Below are 17,325 nucleotides of genomic sequence, written 5' to 3' on the forward strand. Positions count from 1 at the left end.
ATTGTCTGGGTCCAGCGCGACGAATACCTGATTCTGGGACTAGCGGTCAGTGCGCGGATGGCTAGACTTGAGCACTAGACTTGGCACGAGGCCGGTAAACGGGCCCTTGCAGAAAAAGAGTCAGTTGGGGAGGTCGATATGATGCGCTTGAGAACGGCGCTCGCGCTGGCGGCAATTGTTGCGGCGCCACCTCTTCTGGCGACGCCCGGCCTCGCGCAGGACTATCCGTCGCGGCCGGTGAAGGTGATTGTTCCATTCGGCGCCGGGGGGCCGGCCGACGTCACCGCCCGCCAGATCGGGAGCATTCTGCAGGAGAGTTTTGGCCAGCCCTTCGTGGTCGAAAACCGTACCGGCGCCGGCGGCGTGATCGGCACACAGGAAGCCGTCAAGTCGCCGCCCGACGGCTATACGCTGCTGATGATGTCAAACACCCAGACGGCGAATGAATCGCTGGTTCCACAGCGTAAGTACGAGTTGATGCGCGATCTCGCGCCGATTGCGCCGGTCAATTACTCCGACCTTGTCATCGTGGTTCATCCCTCCGTGCAGGCGAAGACGCTGCAGGAGTTCATCGCGCTTGCCAAATCGCAGCCCGGGAAGCTGAACTACGCCTCATCAGGCCAGGGCACGCCGTACCACATGGCGGGCGAGCTGTTCAAAGCCATGGCCGGCATCGACGTCTTGCACGTGCCCTACCGCAACAGCGGCGAGGCGCGCAGCGGCGTGATCGGCGGCCAGGTGCAGATGATGATCGACGCGGTTCCGGCGATGGCCCCCAACGTCGCCGAAAATCACGTGCGCGCACTGGCCACCACGGGCAAAACGCGCTCGACTGTCCTGCCCAATGCGCCGACGGTGATCGAGGCGGGCATTCCCGGCTATGAGGCCACCATCTGGCTCGGCCTGATGGCGCCCGCGGGCACGCCAAAGCCGATCATCGACAAACTCAATGCGGCCGTGAACGCGATCGTGAAACGACCCGATATCGTCAAGCTCTGGACCCAGCAGGGCGCTGTTCCTATGTCGATGACACCGGAGGAATTCGACAAATTCCTGCGCGGGGATATTGTGAAGTGGGGGGAAGTCGTCAGGAAATTCGACAGGCCGCCGCAATAAGAAGTCACAAGAGAAGGTTCGCCCTCGATGCCGAGCGTTCGATTTCGCCTCAACGGCGCCGAGACCGAGATTGACGCCGATCCCGACCGGTCATTGCTGGATATTCTGCGCGGCCAGATCGGCATGACCGGGCCGCATTTCGGCTGCGGCGCAGGCGAGTGTGGCGCCTGCAATGTGATCGTCGGCGACCGCGCGGTATCTGCCTGCGACACGCCGCTGTGGTCGGTGGCAGGCAAGGACGTCACGACCATCGAAGGACTGGGAACGAGCGAGCGCGCGCATCCGCTGCAGCGCGCCTTCATCGCCGAGCAGGCACTGCAATGCGGCTATTGCGTCTCCGGCATCCTGATGAGCGCCGCCGCGCTGTTGAAGCGAAATCCGTCACCGACAGGCCGGGAGGTGAAGGAAGCGCTCGACCGCAATCTCTGCCGCTGCGGATCGCATAATCGCATGGTGCGCGCCGTGCTGCGCGCGGCGGAAGAAATGACGGCAGGATGAACCAGCCGGCTCCCTCCCCGCCCGCACTGCCGGTAAGCCTTGCGGCGAACCCGAAGCTGTCGTCGTGGCTGAAATTCTCAAGCGACGGACAAGTGACGGTCTCGCCGGGCAAGGTGGAGATCGGGCAAGGCATCGTGACAGCGCTGGCGCAGATCGCCGCCGACGAACTCGATATCGATCTGTCACGCGTGCAGATGATCCGCGCGTCGACCGCCACCAGCCCCAACGAGGGCGTCACGTCGGGCAGTCTCTCCATCCAGCAGTCGGGCCGCGCGCTGCGCCACGCCTGCGCGGAAGTTCGCCGGCTCTTTCTTCAGCAGGCGGCGGAACGGCTGGGGGTCGAGATCGATACGCTCGACATCGAGGACGGCACCATTTCGGGTCCCGGCAATGTCAGGACCAGCTATTGGGAGCTTACCGAGGAAGTCTCGCTCGATCGCGATGCCACGCCCGGAGTAACGCCAAAGATCGCCTCGCGCCGGGCACTGGCCGGGAATTCAATTCAGCGGATCGACGTTCCGGACAAGGTTTTGGGCCGGCCGCGATTCATCCACGATCAGGCGCTGGCGGGGATGCTGCATGGCCGCGTACTGCGGCCGGACAACGCGCGCGCGAAACTTACCGAATTGAAGGAGGATGGCGCGCGCACGGTGGCCGGTCTTGTTGCGGTCGTGCGCGACGGCAGTTTTGCCGGTGTCGTCAGCGAGACCGAACATGGCGCGGAGGCGGCCCTCAATTCGCTACGCAAAGGCGCGTCCTGGTCCGACGGCGAGCCCCTGCCCGACGAAAACGATCTGGCTTCATTCCTGAAGGCTCAGCCGTCGGAATCGACGATCATCGACAAGAAAACGGCCGTGTCACCCGGCGCGGCGGCGCGCACCATCCGGCGGCAATTTACCCGCCCCTATATTGCCCACGCGTCGATCGCACCGTCCTGCGCGATGGCGCAGTGGCACGGCGACCGCGTCCATGTCTGGACCCACAGCCAGGGCGTCTATCTCCTGCGCGCCGATCTGGCGCTGGTTCTCAAACTACCGGTCGAGAACATCACCGTTGAGCACATGGAAGGCGCCGGCTGTTATGGGCATAACGCCGCCGACGATGTCGCGCTCGATGCCGTGCTGCTCGCCAAGAAAGCCGGCGGCCGGCCGGTACGGGTGCAGTGGTCGCGCCAGGGCGAGATGTCGGATGCACCTTTTGGGGCGGCGATGGCGATCGAGATCGAGGCCGATCTGGATGCGCAGGGAGAAATCGTCGACTGGCGGCACTCGATCTGGAGTAACGGTCACGCGGCGCGGCCGGGGCGCGCGGCACAGCCTGCCTTGCTGGCGGGGTTCGAGCTGGCGAATCCTTTTCCGCGCATGATCTCGACCAATCCGCCGCAGGCCAATGGCGGCGGCGGCGATCGCAACTCGATCCCGCTCTATGATTTTCCATCCTGGCGCATCGAAAGCCATCGCCTGACGACGATGCCAATCCGCACTTCGGCGCTGCGAACGCTTGGTGGGCAGGGCAATGTGTTTGCGATCGAATCCATCCTCGATGAAATCGCCGCCGAGCGCGGCGAGGATCCGGTCGCGTTCCGGCTGCGCCACTTGCGGGATGAGCGGGCCAAGGATGTCATCCGCGCCGTTGCCGCTCGCACCAAGTGGAAACCCCAGAAGCAGCCCGGCGTCGGTCGTGGCATCGCCTTTGCCCGCTACAAGAACACCGGCGCCTATTGCGCTGCGATCGCCGAGATCGAGAGCGCCGAGGATATCCGCGTCAGAAAGTTGACGCTCGCAGTCGATGTCGGCGAAGCGATCAATCCCGACGGCGTCATCAACCAGATCGAGGGCGGCGCCATTCAAGCCACGAGCTGGGTGCTGAAGGAACGCGTCCGCTTCGACCGGCAACGCATCACCAGCACGAGCTGGACGGAATATCCGATCCTGCGTTTCAGCGAAGTGCCCGACGTCGAGGTTGAGGTTATCCGGCGTCCGGACATCGATCCGGTCGGCGCAGGCGAGGCTGCCCATGGCCCGGTTACGGCAGCCATCGCCAACGCCGTGTTCGACGCGCTCGGCGTGCGGGTGCGCGATCTGCCGATTACGCGCGACAGAATCATTGCCGCGATGGAATTGAGTTCATGAACACCCTGAACATCCTGAGCGGCGGCGCGGCACAGGGCCTGGTCGCAAGCCTGACGCCGGCCCTCAAGGCCCTGACCGGATTCGATATCACAGGCGAGTTTGGCGCGGTCGGCGCCATGGCCGACAAATTGCGCAAGGGCACGCCGGCTGACATCATCATCCTGACCGCGGCGCTCGTCGTCAAACTGGTGGAGGAGAAGCTGGTGATTGCCACCTCGATGGCCGATGTCGGCCTGGTCGAGACCGCCCTCGCCGTCCGCGCCGGCGATCCCCCGACCGCGGTCAAGGATGCCGCTGATTTGCGCGAGGCTTTGCTGGCGTCGGACGCGATCTTCGTGCCGGATACCAAAACCTCGACGGCTGGAATTCACGTCGCAAAAGTCCTTGATCAGCTCGGCATCGCGGAAAGGGTCGCCACCCGCCTCAAAATTTTCCCGAATGGCGCGACGGCGATGCGCGAACTGGCGGCATCCGAAGCGCGGCGTCCGCTCGGGTGTACGCAATCGACTGAGATCATCAGCACCAAAGGCGTAACCCTGTCCGGCTCACTGCCGCAGGGCTGCGAACTTGCAACCATGTACACGGCGGGCATCACGATCGCCGCTGCTCACCCGCAACAAGCCCAGGACCTGATCGACTTGTTGAGCGGCGCCGGGCAACACGAACAGCGGAAACGCGCCGGCTTCATCGGCCGCCGGGGCCAGGCGCTCATAGGTGGATGAGCCCCTGCGGGCGCGCGCGGCACAAAACCACTGCGCGGCTCGATTTTCGATTGTCAAAGCCAATTCATATACTAATATATCAATCGAGAAAGCAGCCATGCCCGCCCGCGCATCGAAAAAGACGGATCCAACGGTTCGCCGAATGGCCACCGGCACTCGCCGCAGCGGCAGGCCTCGCGCGGCGACGGCGGCGTCGAAGATCTATTCCGATCTTCGGGTCGAACTGGTGTCGCTGCAGCGCCGGCCCGGCGAGGTCATCTCGGAAGCGGAAATCGCGCTCTCCTACGGGGTGAGCCGCACCCCCGTTCGCGAGGCCATCCTCAAATTATCGGATGAGGGCCTGCTGGAGATCTATCCCCAGTCCGGCATCTTCGTCTCGCGCATTCCGGTGGCGGCGCTCCCCGAGGCCATCATCATCCGCAAGGCGCTGGAAGAAACCACCGCGCGGCTCGCCGCAGAGCGCGCGACATCGAGCCAGATCCTGGCACTGCAGTCGATCCTGGAACGGCAGCGCGAGGCCAGCGCCGCCGGAGACAGCGATACGTTTCATCAGGCCGACGAAATGTTTCATGCTACAGTCGCCGATGTCGCAGGCTATCCCGGAATCTGGAAATATATCCAGCAGGTGAAGGTCCACGTCGATCGCTATCGCCGGCTAACCCTGCCCCAGCACGGGCGGATCGCAAAAGTGATCGTCGAACACCAGGCCGTCCTCACCGCGATCGAGGCGCATGACGCAGAGGGCGCAAGGCGAGCGATGGAAGTCCACCTCGAAAGCCTTCTCGAGAACATCTCGGCCACTCAACACATCAATCCGGAGTACTTCGACGAGCGACCCTAGAGTTCAGACGTCCATAAAACGATAAACAACATCAGGGAGGAACACCATGAAACGCCGCGACTTCATCAAGCTGAGCGCAGGGCTCGGGGCCACGATGGCGGCCACGACGCCGCTATCATCCGCATTTGCTCAAACGAAAATGGTGCTGAAGGCATCGGACGTTCATCCGCTGGGCTATCCGACGGTCGAAGCCGTCGTCCGCATGGGCAAGAAGCTGGAAGCCGCCACCAACGGCCGGCTGACGATCCAGATGTTCCCGTCGATGCAACTCGGCGGCGAAAAGGAAATGATCGAGCAGGCCCAGCTCGGGGCGCTGCAGATCGCCCGCATTTCGGTCGGCGCCGTCGGCCCCGTGGTGGACGACGTCAATGTCTTCAACATGCCGTTCGTCTTCCGCAACTCCAAGCACATGGAGAAGGTGATCGACGGCGAGATCGGCGACGAATTGCTGGCGAAGATCTCAGCGACCGAAAAGACCGGCCTGATCGCGCTGTGCTGGATGAACGCCGGCTCGCGCAACGTCTACAACAACAAGCGGCCGATCCGGACCATTGCCGACCTGAAGGGCCTCAAGGTCCGGATGATGGGCAATCCGCTCTTTGTCGACACGATGAACGCGCTGGGCGGCAACGGTGTAGCCCTCGGCTTCGACCAGGTCTTCAGCTCGATGCAAACCGGCGTGGTCGACGGCGCGGAAAACAATCCACCCTCCTTCATCGCGCAGAACCATTATCAGGTGGCCAAGTATTTCACGATGACCGAACACCTGATCATTCCGGAGCTTTTGGTCTTCTCGCGAATCTCCTGGCAAAAGCTCTCGCCTGAAGATCAGGCGCTGATCAAGAAGCTTTCGAAGGAAGCGCAGGCCGAGCAGCGTGTGCTCTGGTATGAAGCGGAGAACGCCGCAATCGAAAAAATGAAGGCGGCCGGCACCGAGATCATCACCGATATCGACAAGAAGCCGTTCCAGGATGCCGTCAAACCGGTCTGGGACAAATACGGCGCGAAATACGCGGCGATGGTCAAGCGCATCGAGGCGGTGAACTAGCGCCCGGCTCGCGATTGGCGGGTGGCCGGACGACGTCCGTCCCGGCCACCGCCTCTCCGCGCCGCCGAAGCGATTTGAAGCGCCGTTATTCTCCGAGGTCAAAATGTCCAATTCTGCGGCCGGAACCCTCCGGCGTGTGACCGATGCGGTTTACTGGACCGGCGCCGTGATCGCCTGCGTGGCGCTCGTGCTGGTCTCGGCGGTCATTCCGTGGGCCGTCTATACCCGATACGTCCTGAACAGCGCTGCGTCATGGCCCGAGCCGATGGCCGTGCTGCTGACTGTCGGCATCACTTTCATCGGCTCGGCCAACTGCTATCGCCAGCGCATCCACATGAACATGACGGTTGGCACCGACTTGCTGCCGCCGCTGCTGCGACGCGCCTCGCTGTTCCTCAGCGAAGTCTTGATGGGAGTGATTGCGATCTTCATGGTGGTGTGGGGACTGCGGCTCGTTCACACCACCTGGGATAATTCGGTGGACGAATTTCCGTGGCTGTCGGTCGGCATCACCTATCTTCCGATCGTGGTCAGCGGCGCCATGATGCTCCTGTTCGTCGTCGAACGCCTGACCATCGGCCCGCCGCCGCGCGACGGCAGCGACGCCCACGTACCGGTCGAGTAATTGCCATGGATATCGCGGTTCTGCTTCTCAGCATGTGCTTCTTCTTCGCGATCGGCATGCCGATCGCCTATGCGCTGGCGCTGTCCTCGCTGGTCGGCGCGCTCTGGATCGACTTGCCGGTCGGCGCGGTCATGCAGCAATTCGCCAGCGGCGTCGGAAAGGTTTCGATGCTGACCATCCCGTTCTTCGTGCTGGCAGGCGCCATCATGGCCGAGGGCGGCATGGCCAAGCGACTCGTCGACTTCGCAGCCGTCGTCGTCGGGTTCACGCGGATGCGGGGCGGCCTCTCACAGGTCAACATTCTCGCTACCACGATCATGAGCGGCATCTCCGGATCGTCGGTTGCCGATACATCCGCGATCGGTTCGGTGATGATTCCCCAGATGGCCGCCAAGGGCTATCCGCGGGTGTTCGCAACCAATGTGACCATCAGCGCCTCGCTGCAGGCGATCATCATTCCGCCGAGCCACAATTCGGTGATCTATTCGCTGGCGACCGGCGGCGTGGTGTCGATTACCAGCCTGTTCCTGGCCGGTGTGATTCCCGGCCTGCTGCTCGGCTTTTCGCTGATGGTGCTTTGCCTGTTCTACGCATACCGCGACAAGCATCCCAAGGGCGAGCCGGTGCCGATCCGGCAGGCGATCAGGATGCTCGGTGATGCCCTATGGGGGATTGTGACGCTGGCGATCGTGCTGGGCGGCATCCTCACCGGCGTCTTCACGCCGATCGAGGCGGGTGCGGTCGCCTGCGTCTGGGCGTTCTTCGTCACGATGTTCATCTACCGCGACTACAAATGGTCCGAACTGCCGCTGCTGGTCTACAAGACGCTGCAAACTGTAGCGATGGTGCTGACGCTGGTAGCGACGGCATCATGCTTCGGCTATGTCGCCGCCCTGATGCAGATGCCGGCGAAAATGACCGAATTCTTCGTTGCCATATCCGCCAACAAATACGTGCTGCTGATGTGGCTGAACATCATGCTGCTGGTGCTGGGAACGGCGCTCGATCTCGCTCCCCTGTTGCTGATCTGTACACCGATCCTGCTACCTGTCGTGAAGAGCTTCGGAATCGATCCGGTGCATTTCGGCATCGTCATGCTGCTCAATCTCGGCATCGGCCTGCTGACGCCGCCGGTAGGGACGACACTGTTCGTCGGCTGCGCCATCGGCAAGGTTTCGGTCGATGAGGTGATGCGCGGCATCTGGCCGTTCTATTACGTGATGTTTACGGTGCTGATGATCGTGACCTACGTGCCCTGGCTGTCGCTGGCGCTGCCGAGGGCGTTCGGGTTCTAGAACAGGCGCCGCAGTTCGCGGCGGGGAGACTTTGCGTGGAGATCGTCGACCTCAGCCGTGAGCTCTATCACCGCACGCCGAGCTATCCCGGCCACCCTCCCGTCATGCACGGCGTCTGGAAGACCCACGAAGAATCCTTCGCCGAGTCCGGCAATGTGCACGGGCTGGCGTCGATGTTCATCTCGATGGTAGACCACGCCGGCACCCATATCGACGCGCCCAGGCATTTCGGCAAGAGCGGCATCTCCATCGACGAGTATCCGCTGGAGAAATGCATCGTGCCGGGCATCTGCATCGACCTGCGCCACATCGCGCCGCGCGCCGAGATTACGCCTGCCGATCTCGAGGCGGCGGTGACCAAGGCCGGTGTGCCGGTGCCGAGGGGCGGCACCGTGCTGCTCTGCACCGGTCACCACGCGCGAACATTCCCCCACAAGGAATATTCGATCGACAACTCCGGCGTGAACGTTGCCGCCACCGAGTGGCTGGCGCAGCAGGGCGTCGTGCATTTCGGTATCGATTCGATGCGGCCGGGCCCCGAGGGCAAGGTGAATGCCCTCGTCCACAAGGCCTGCCTCGACCTCGACATCACCCATATCGAGAGCTTGTGCAATCTCGAAGCGCTGCTTGGCCGTAGCCAGTTCACCTTCATCGGCCTGCCCATGAAGTGGCGCGGCGGGACGGCTTCGCCGATCCGCGCCGTTGCAGTGTTTGACATGTGAAGCAAGCGAAGCGCCGAACCGGCGTAACGTCTTCGACAAAGGCGGCATCCAACCGCCTACCCCGATCTTCCTTTCGGACAAGGCGCGTATGGACGTGCCGTGAAAGCTTGCCTAAACTCATCCCAATAATGGCCGATGCCGGGGCAAAGCGGCGCGGATAATCGGGCGGGAACACCCGTCGAATCAGGGGAGGAAAACATGGACCGTCTTCGGCGGACTAATCGCGCTGTCCTATTTGCATCAGTCGCGGCGACGTCGCTGGGGCTGGCGGTACCCGCGTCTGCTCAGGAAACCTTCAAGCTCGGCATCGTGACGTTCCTGTCGGGGCCAGCGGCGGATAGTTTTGGCGTTCCTGCCCGCAACGGCGCGCAGTTCGTCATTGATCAGCTGAACAAGGGTTCCGTGCCCTCGCCTTACGAGAAGGTCGGATTCGGCGGCATCAAGATCGAGCCCATCATCATCGACGAGAATGGTGGCGCCACCAAGCAGGTGCAGGAATTACGCAACCTCTACCAGCGCGACAATGTCGACGTCGTGCTCGGCTATATCGGCTCTGGCGACTGTCTTGCCGTGGCGCCGATCGCCGAAGAGTTGAAGAAGATGCTGGTGCTGATGGATTGCGGAACGCCGCGCATCTTCGAGGAATCCAAATACAATTACGTGTTCCGCACCGCCGCCCATGCGACGATGGATAACGTCGGCCTGATCAGGTACATGAAGGCCAAGAACATCAAGATGGAAACGCTGTCGGCGATCAACCAGGACTATGCCTGGGGCCAGGATAGCCGGGCTGACTTCGTCGCCGCCGCCCAACAGCTGTATCCGAACGTCAAGGTTCAGACAGACCTGCTGCCCAAGTTCGGCGCGGGTCAGTACGGCACCGAAATCTCTGCGCTGGTGGGCGCCGGCTCCGATGTGGTCTATTCGAGCCTGTGGGGCGGCGATCTGCAGGCCTTCATCCTGCAGTCGGCTCCCCGCGGATTGCCGAAACGCAGCCAACTGGTGCCCGACGGCACGATCATCGGCGCGCGCGGCGCCTATGGCCTGATGTCGCAGAAATCCCCTCTGAACGATTGGCTGTTCAAGGGATACGAGGCCGCCAACGGCGTCTATCCGGTCCAGGCCGCCTATCGCATTACGCAATCGATTCTTGGATTGAAGGCCGCGGTCGAAAAGGCCATGAGCAAGAACGGCGGAAAGAAGCCCTCGACCGATGAAATGGTCGCGGCAATGACCGGTCTGGAGTGGCCGTCGCCCGGCGGACTCATTCAGATGAAGCTTGCCGACGGCCATCAGGCGATCCAGCCGATCGCGATCAGCCGCACCAAATACAATCCAGATCTCAAGCGGGTCGATCTGGTCGATATCCAGTACTTCGCCGCCGAATGCGTCAACCCGCCCCCGGGCGTGAAGTCGATCGACTGGATCAAAGGCGGCATGCAGGGCGCCAAGTGCAATTAGGCCGCACTGGTATCCAATGAGCACATATGGCGGCGCGTGATTAAGCTCCGCGCCGCCTTTTTCTGCCCACCGACAACCCGCGTGACTCAACCGCCATGAATTTCTTTTTGACGATCATTCTCGATGGCCTGATTCAGGCCTCGTGGCTGTTCATCGTCGCCCTCGGCCTGACGCTGGTATTCGGCGTATTGAAGATCCTCAACATCGCCCATGGCAGCTTCTACGCCCTGGGCGCCTATATCGCGGCAACAGCGGTAACCATGGTGGCCGCGCGCGGCCTTCCCCCAAGCGTTGGTTTCGTCGCCATGCTGCTCTCGATGGCGCTGATCGCGTCCGCCGTCGGACTTCTGCTGGAACGCGGCCTCCTGAAAATGTTCTACGGTCGCGACGAAGTAGTGCTGCTGCTGGTGACCTATGCCGTGTTTCTGATCCTGGAAGACGTCACCAAACTGATCTGGGGCGTTAATCCGATCTATGCGACGCAGCCATATGAGCTGTTCGGCAATCTCGAATTCGCCGGGCTTTATTACGTCGGCTACGATTTGGTGCTGATACCGATCTCGGCCGTGGTCGGCTTTGCAATCTGGTTCGGCCTCAATCGCACCGTGATCGGCAAGATCGTGCTAGCCGTCATACATAACGAGGAAATGAGCGTAAGCATGGGCGTACGCGTCAACCGCGTCTATGCGATTGCCTTTGCGTTCGGCGTCCTGCTCGCCGCGCTTGCCGGCGCCCTGACCGCGCCGAAAATATCGATGCAGCCAGGCCTCAGTTCGGACGTCATCATCCTGAGCTTCGCTATCGTGGTGATCGGAGGGCTGGGCAGCGTCGAGGGCGCGGCAGTCGGCGCTGTCCTAGTCGGGCTGGCGCGCGCTGCTTCGGTGCATCTCATGCCGCAAGCCGAACTGTTCATGATCTATTTGATCATGGCGGCAGTGCTGATGTTTCGCCCTGAGGGCCTGTTCAAGCGCGAGACGGCAAGGCGGATTTGATGAGGAAAGGCCTGCATCCCCTGGTCATGATCGGTCTTGTCGCTGCGGTGACGCTGGCCGGCCGCGCGCTGCCGACCTGGACTTTGTCGCTGGCGACGATTGCCGCCTCCAATGCGCTGATCGCCCTTGGCATCGTCGTGCTGGCGCGCACCGGCAACGTGTCGTTCGGCCAGGGCCTGTTCTTTGCCGCCGGCGGCTATGGCGTGGCGCTGATCGCCAATGCCTGGGGTCTCACCGACGCGGTGGCGCAGGTGATCGTCGGCGCGGCTTGCGGCGGCCTGCTCGGCCTGGTCATCGGGCCGCTGATCGCGCGCTACAGCGGGATTTTCTTCGGCATGCTGACATTGGCGCTATCGATGGTGTTTTACGGCGCGCTGGTGAAATCGACCGCGCTTGGCGGCTCCGACGGGTTCAATGTCGGGCGGCCGAGCCTGTTTGGCATGAGCTTCACCGATCCGCGCGAGGCCGACTTTATGCTGTATGCCGTCTCGGTCATCGTGACCGGATGCGCCGGTATCGCCGCGACCATCCTGTTCCGGTCCGAATTCGGGCTTGCCAGCCTGGCGGTGCGCGAAAACAATCTACGAGTCGAATATCTCGGACTCTCGGCCAATCGGATCGTATCGATCAATTTCCTGATCGCCGCCATCTTCGCCGGCGCCAGCGGCGCCTTTGCCCTGATGGCGCAACGGCATATCGATCCGCAATTCGCATACTGGACCACATCGGGCGAATTCGTCTTCGTGGCGGTGCTTGCCGGCAACCAGAGCGTGGCCGCCGTCTTCGTCGCCTCGATGGCGCTGGAGCTGGTCCGTTCGTTCTCGAACCTCTATTTGCCCAATACCTGGCAACTCGTGCTCGGCGTCTTCCTCCTGGCCGTCATTCTGTTTCTGCCGCGTGGCATCGGTTCGCTCTGGGTCAGGGACCGGCGCAAGCGGCGCATCCCGGCGACCGCACCCCTCACCGCCGAACGAGGAGCCGCGCCGTGAACCCGGTTCTTTCGGTGCGCCGGCTCGAAAAGCGCTTTGGCGCGGTGGTTGCGGCCGATGCGCTTACCCTTGATGTTCCGGCCGGTCAGAAGATCAGCCTGATCGGCGCCAACGGCGCAGGCAAAACCACCTTCGTCAACATGGTCACCGGCTATCTCAAACCCGACAGCGGGACGATCCTGCTCGATGGATTGGACATCGGCAGACGCTCGCCACGCAGCGTAGCCCGGCTTGGCATCTCCCGTTCATTCCAGATTCCGCAATTGTTTGTCGAGCTCACCGCTGCCGAAAATCTCGCTGTGGCGATTTCCGGCATCGGCACACGGATGTCACTCGGGGCGCCGGCAGAGGCCCAAGGTCGCCGCGACAAGGCCGTCGAGCTGCTGGAACGCTTTGGCCTTGCCGATCTGGCCGATCGCCCGATCTCGGAGCTTGCGGGCGGCGTGCGCAAACTGATCGACATCGCCATGGCATTGGTGCGTCGCCCAAAACTGCTGCTGCTGGATGAGCCGACCTCCGGAGTATCGGCGGAAGAAAAATTCACGACCATGGATCGCGTTATTCACGCCGTCGCGCCCGACGCCGCGACCATCGTATTCGTCGAGCACGACATGGAAATCGTCAGCCGCTATGCCGATCGCGTCGTGGCGTTCTATCAGGGTCGGATTCTGGCCGACGGGGTGCCCGCCGAGGTCCTGAATAATCAGGAAGTCCGCCGCTACGTCACCGGAGGTGTGCGATGAGCGACGCGACGCCATTGCTCGCGATCGACAATCTTGTCGTCGAGATCCAGTCGATGCCTGCATTGCGCGGCTTTACGATGCACGTCGCGAAAGGTGCCATGGTCAGCCTGGTGGGCCGCAACGGCGCGGGCAAGACGACGCTGATGCGTTCGATCATGGGGCACCTCACGCCGGCCAGGGGCATGGTGCGGTTCGAAGGCAGCGACCTGACGTCCCGCCCGCGCCATGCGCGCGCGGCGCTCGGGATCGGCTATATGCCGGAAGATCGCTGCCTGGTGCCGCAGTTGACGGTCGAGGAAAACATCATGTTGCCGCTGTGGGTCGCGCGGCATCTCGACCGCAAGGCCCGGCTCGACTTCGTCTATGGGGTGATCGGCGAACTCACCGAGATGCGCCAGCGCAAGGCGCTATTGCTGAGCGGCGGACAGCAAAAGCTGGTCGCGCTCGGCCGGGCGCTTGCCATTGGCACCAAATGCCTGCTGCTCGACGAGCCGTTCGAAGGCATCGCGCCAGCGCTGTCGGAACGGCTGTCGGAGGTGCTTGCATCCCTCAAGGGCAAAGATCTGACCTTGCTGATGTCGCAATCGGACCTGAATCACTCGCGTGGGCTGATTGACGTGGAATTCACAATTGAACGTGGCGCCAATCCCGTAACCGCCAGTCAATGAGCCCTGAGCGTCCGGACTTCACTGGCCGGCTTCGTGACGGGCATCGCCGGTCATTCGCCATCGTGCCCGGACCCCGCTTCCGCCATCTCGCGCAGCATCTCGGCATTCAGCACAACGATGGCACCGTGCTCGAGACGCACCCAATCGCGGCCTGCCCAGGCGCGCAACTGCTTGTTGATGCTCTCCCGGGTCATGCCAACCATCTCGCTGATCTCCTGCTGCGTGATCGCGATGGTTCGGCCCTGCGGGGCAGAGGTGTGCTTTTCGGACAGGCGAAGCAGCGCACTGGCCAGCCGTCCCGGCAGATTCTGCAGGATAATCTGCTCGACCTGATCGCTGGTCGACCGCAACCGCTCGCAGAGCAATTCGATAAATTTCATTGCCAACGCCGGTTGAGCCTTCACAAAGGGGATGAATTCGCGCCGGTCGATAACGAAGAGTTCGCAATTGCTGTTTGCGATGGCATCGGTCGAGCGGGCTTGTCCGTCGAGCAGCGCGATCTCGCCGAAAATTTCCCCCGGCCCAACGATGTTCAGGATTGCATTGCGGCCATCCGGCGAGGAAATACTCATCTTCACCGTACCCGAAATGACCGCGTACAGGCTGTGGCCGGGGTCCCCTTTGGAAAACAGCGTGGTCCCCCGCTTCAGCGAGGAGTGCTTGGCGTAACGGCAGAGCTGCTCGAACGCCTCTGGCTCGAGGTCGGCAAAAATCGGGTGCTTGCGCAAGACCGACAGTTTGCCGCTCGAGAACCCGTGAGCTTCACCCGTCCTTTGTTGAGGCACGTCAGTCAAACTCCAGAGAAAGCTGCAGGGGATGCAGCCCTTCCGTAATCAACGCCGGTCAGCTTTTCAACCGGAAAGCATCAAAACGCGTCGATTTGGCGGCCGGAATGCGAAAACGATGCCCAGCGTTAACGCTCCAATAACCGTGGAACCTGCGACAAGATAGTACAGGTACAATAGCTACCCTCAGCGGGCTGACAAGCAGCGGGGTCGCCGCCTGTCCCCATAGGTGGAAAACAGTATCACAAAAGCGGCCATAAACCCGTAAACCAAGCCCGTCGCGTAGAAATAGCCGGATGCCGCAGAGACAACTCCTTCGGCATGGGTAAAAAGACCTGCGATCGATCTTCCCGAAAACGCCACTCCAACCAGGGGGTAAGACGGCCCAGCCATGTCGCATATTGCACCATCCCCTCGGTGAACCTTTCCTCGCACGATCGCACTAACGGCTCGACCATCCGTTGAACATCAGGCCGCGCACAGACCCGAAGACACTCGACCCGGCGGCGCTTTGATCAGCCGTTGAGGAGATCCGAACGCGAGCTGCCAGAACAAAAGACCTAACAGTCCATATACTGGCGACTACCAGCGGCGTAACCAGATTCGCGGAGCTTATGCGTGGGGGGCCGGTCCCTGTGCGATGGGCGCCGAGTACTACGTTGGCCGCGGCGGCCGGCGTTACGCCTGCTACTGATTGGAGACAGGCCACCGGCGTCCGCGGCGTCATCCGCCCGGCGGCTATTCCTTGGCGATTCCCGTTTCCCTGATTACGCGCTCATACTTGGCGAGTTGATCGCGCGTCATGGCGCGCAACTCCGCCGCCGAACTGCCGCGCACCGCGAAGCCCAGCTCTTCAAGTTTGCGGCGCACGTCGGGATCGCCGACCGCCTTCAACACTTCGGCATTCAAACGGGCAATGATGTCCTTCGGGGTGCCGGCAGGGGCCAGAATTGCAAACCACGAGTTGAAGAAAAAGCCGGGCAGGCCGGACTCCGAGACGGTCGGCACATCAGGGAATTGCGACAATCTCTTCTCGGTGGTCACCCCGATCAGCCTGAGTTGACCGCCGCGCACGAGCGTTGCGACCGTGCCCAGGCCCTGGAAACCTACGGGAATCTGGCCGGCGGCAATGTCGGTTGCGGCTTGGGTGGCGCCCTTGTAGGGCACATGCGTCAGCGATATGCCGGCAGCCGACGCGAACATCGCCATCGCCAGATGCTGCGGGCTTCCTGGCCCGCCCGAGCCATAATCGATCTTGCCGGGTGCCGCCTTCGCGGCCGCGATCAGATCTGCTGCGCTCCTGAAGCTCGCCTGATTGTTGGCAATCAGCCCCCACTCCACCGTCGCAACCAGCGACACCGGCTCGAAATCCCTGAGGATGTCCCAGCGCATTTTGGACTGCAGGTTCGGCACCATCGTCATGATGCTGTCGTTGAACCCGCCAATCGTGTAGCCGTCCGGCTCGGCGCGGGCGACCGCCTCCGCCCCGATCAGCCCCGACGCGCCCGGCTGGTTCAGGATCACGATCTGCTGGCCCATATTGTCAGCCATCTTCTGGGTCACGATCCGAGCGGCAACATCGACCGCACTTGCCGCGGCCAGCGGCACGATCATCTTGATCGGCCGGTCGGGATAACTCCCCTGCGCGATCGCGTGGTGGCTTGAGAACAGCGCGAGCGCGGGAATCAGCAAATGGACCAGACGCATACATTTCCCCCGATCGGGCAGGCTTAACGCAATCGCAGCCGCCTCTTGAGGAAAGATTGCGCTCGAACTCTCCGCTTTGCAATCGGCCCGGAAGGTGGACTGCGCCGGGTAGCAAATGCCCACCAAGGGGCGCGGTGACTAAAGGAGCTTGCCGTCCGGTCCAAAAAACGGATGCGGCCCGTCGAAGGTACCGATGGGGACTTGATGGGTCACAACCGTGCCGAATCTCTCGCCCGGAAACCAGCTATGGAGATGGAAAGCCGGCGGCTCGACCTTGAAGGAGGGTTCGCGCAGTTCGGCCAGATCGAGATCGACGGCATGGTTTGGGGCCGGACAGATCGTGGTCGGCACGCCCGCAAACATGGTCAGTGTCGCGCGATGGACATGCCCGGTTGCGATCAACTGCACGCGCGGATGATGGCGCACGATAGGCGCGAGTTCGCTTGCGTTGAGGAGATTCTGGCGGTCCATGTGCCAAATGCCCGCCTTGAACGGGGGATGGTGCAAAAACAGCAGTGCCGGCCGGTCGGGCGACGAAGCCAGAGTAGTATCAAGCCATTGCAGCGTAGGCTCTTCGAGTTCGCCATGCGGCTTTCGATGTACGCTTGAATCCAGCAACAGCAGATCGAGCCCGGCGACCTCGATCTTCTGATTGAGCGGCCCTGATACGAAGGCATACGAAGCGGAAGGAAACGCGGCGCGCATCAACTCGCGCGAATCGTGATTGCCGGGAATACCGGCGAACGGAAGCTTGAGTGGCGCCAGCAGCCGCTTGAGATATTGATATTCCTCAGCTGTCGGCGTGTCGGCGAGATCGCCGGAGATCACCACAAAATCCGGCGCAGGGTCGAATGCGTTCAGTGCTGCAATGCAGCGTTCGAGCGCCTTTGCTGTGTCGACCTTGCCGTAGGCAAGCGATCCCGGCGGCTTGATATGCAGGTCGGAAATCTGGGCAATATGAACCGGTTTTGGCGACATCGG

The 17,325-nt window shown here is 62.3% G+C and carries 17 protein-coding genes; 14 read left to right on the forward strand and 3 right to left on the reverse strand.

Annotated features, from left to right (window positions below):
• Positions 1-141: 141 nt before the first annotated feature.
• From C7G61_RS13740 to C7G61_RS13805, 14 genes are all read left to right on the forward strand, one after another.
• A complete protein-coding gene (locus C7G61_RS13740) occupies positions 142-1,116 on the forward strand; it encodes a Bug family tripartite tricarboxylate transporter substrate binding protein (RefSeq protein WP_108515070.1) in 975 nt (324 codons plus the stop codon).
• Positions 1,117-1,143: 27 nt separating this feature from the next.
• Positions 1,144-1,614: a (2Fe-2S)-binding protein gene (locus C7G61_RS13745; protein ID WP_108514779.1), complete on the forward strand. Its 471-nt coding sequence runs from the start codon at positions 1,144-1,146 to the stop codon at positions 1,612-1,614.
• Positions 1,611-3,746: a xanthine dehydrogenase family protein molybdopterin-binding subunit gene (locus C7G61_RS13750; RefSeq protein ID WP_108514781.1), complete on the forward strand. Its 2,136-nt coding sequence runs from the start codon at positions 1,611-1,613 to the stop codon at positions 3,744-3,746. Before C7G61_RS13745 ends, C7G61_RS13750 begins: the two co-directional genes overlap by 4 nt.
• Positions 3,743-4,468, forward strand: a complete 726-nt coding sequence (locus C7G61_RS13755; protein WP_108514783.1) for a molybdate ABC transporter substrate-binding protein — start codon at positions 3,743-3,745, stop codon at positions 4,466-4,468. Before C7G61_RS13750 ends, C7G61_RS13755 begins: the two co-directional genes overlap by 4 nt.
• 142 nt (positions 4,469-4,610) lie before the next feature.
• Complete coding sequence (locus C7G61_RS13760; RefSeq protein ID WP_244608284.1) at positions 4,611-5,309, forward strand: GntR family transcriptional regulator; 699 nt, start codon at positions 4,611-4,613, stop codon at positions 5,307-5,309.
• Positions 5,310-5,355: 46 nt separating this feature from the next.
• Complete coding sequence (locus C7G61_RS13765; protein WP_108514787.1) at positions 5,356-6,357, forward strand: TRAP transporter substrate-binding protein; 1,002 nt, start codon at positions 5,356-5,358, stop codon at positions 6,355-6,357.
• 103 nt (positions 6,358-6,460) lie between these two features.
• Positions 6,461-6,982 (forward strand): TRAP transporter small permease, encoded by a 522-nt coding sequence (locus C7G61_RS13770; RefSeq protein ID WP_108514789.1) that lies wholly within the window; start codon positions 6,461-6,463, stop codon positions 6,980-6,982.
• Between the two features lie 5 nt (positions 6,983-6,987).
• Positions 6,988-8,277, forward strand: a complete 1,290-nt coding sequence (locus C7G61_RS13775; RefSeq protein WP_108514791.1) for a TRAP transporter large permease — start codon at positions 6,988-6,990, stop codon at positions 8,275-8,277.
• 35 nt (positions 8,278-8,312) lie between these two features.
• Complete coding sequence (locus tag C7G61_RS13780) at positions 8,313-8,999, forward strand: cyclase family protein (RefSeq protein WP_190241802.1); 687 nt, start codon at positions 8,313-8,315, stop codon at positions 8,997-8,999.
• A 198-nt stretch (positions 9,000-9,197) separates the two neighbouring features.
• A complete protein-coding gene (locus tag C7G61_RS13785; protein WP_108514795.1) occupies positions 9,198-10,460 on the forward strand; it encodes an ABC transporter substrate-binding protein in 1,263 nt (420 codons plus the stop codon).
• A gap of 95 nt (positions 10,461-10,555) precedes the next feature.
• Complete coding sequence (locus tag C7G61_RS13790) at positions 10,556-11,452, forward strand: branched-chain amino acid ABC transporter permease (RefSeq protein WP_108514797.1); 897 nt, start codon at positions 10,556-10,558, stop codon at positions 11,450-11,452.
• The gene (locus C7G61_RS13795) at positions 11,452-12,441 is read left to right on the forward strand and encodes a branched-chain amino acid ABC transporter permease (RefSeq protein ID WP_108514799.1); all 990 of its coding nucleotides are present in this window, start codon (positions 11,452-11,454) and stop codon (positions 12,439-12,441) included. The genes C7G61_RS13790 and C7G61_RS13795 overlap by 1 nt, the downstream gene beginning before the upstream one ends.
• Positions 12,438-13,184 (forward strand): ABC transporter ATP-binding protein, encoded by a 747-nt coding sequence (locus tag C7G61_RS13800; protein ID WP_108514801.1) that lies wholly within the window; start codon positions 12,438-12,440, stop codon positions 13,182-13,184. The genes C7G61_RS13795 and C7G61_RS13800 overlap by 4 nt, the downstream gene beginning before the upstream one ends.
• Positions 13,181-13,852 carry an ATP-binding cassette domain-containing protein gene (locus C7G61_RS13805; protein WP_108514803.1) on the forward strand — a complete coding sequence of 224 codons (672 nt, stop codon included), beginning with the start codon at positions 13,181-13,183 and terminating at the stop codon, positions 13,850-13,852. The genes C7G61_RS13800 and C7G61_RS13805 overlap by 4 nt, the downstream gene beginning before the upstream one ends.
• 50 nt (positions 13,853-13,902) lie before the next feature.
• On the opposite strand, the gene C7G61_RS13810 is transcribed toward C7G61_RS13805, so the two are convergent.
• From C7G61_RS13810 to C7G61_RS13820, 3 genes are all read right to left on the reverse strand, one after another.
• Positions 13,903-14,637 (reverse strand): Crp/Fnr family transcriptional regulator, encoded by a 735-nt coding sequence (locus C7G61_RS13810; RefSeq protein WP_108514805.1) that lies wholly within the window; start codon positions 14,635-14,637, stop codon positions 13,903-13,905.
• 738 nt (positions 14,638-15,375) lie between these two features.
• Positions 15,376-16,344, reverse strand: a complete 969-nt coding sequence (locus C7G61_RS13815) for a Bug family tripartite tricarboxylate transporter substrate binding protein (protein ID WP_202975773.1) — start codon at positions 16,342-16,344, stop codon at positions 15,376-15,378.
• Positions 16,345-16,482: 138 nt separating this feature from the next.
• A complete protein-coding gene (locus C7G61_RS13820; protein WP_108514807.1) occupies positions 16,483-17,322 on the reverse strand; it encodes a phosphodiesterase in 840 nt (279 codons plus the stop codon).
• Positions 17,323-17,325 lie beyond the last annotated feature (3 nt).

The sequence above is a fragment of the Bradyrhizobium algeriense genome, from assembly GCF_003062295.1.
GTDB lineage: Bacteria > Pseudomonadota > Alphaproteobacteria > Rhizobiales > Xanthobacteraceae > Bradyrhizobium > Bradyrhizobium algeriense.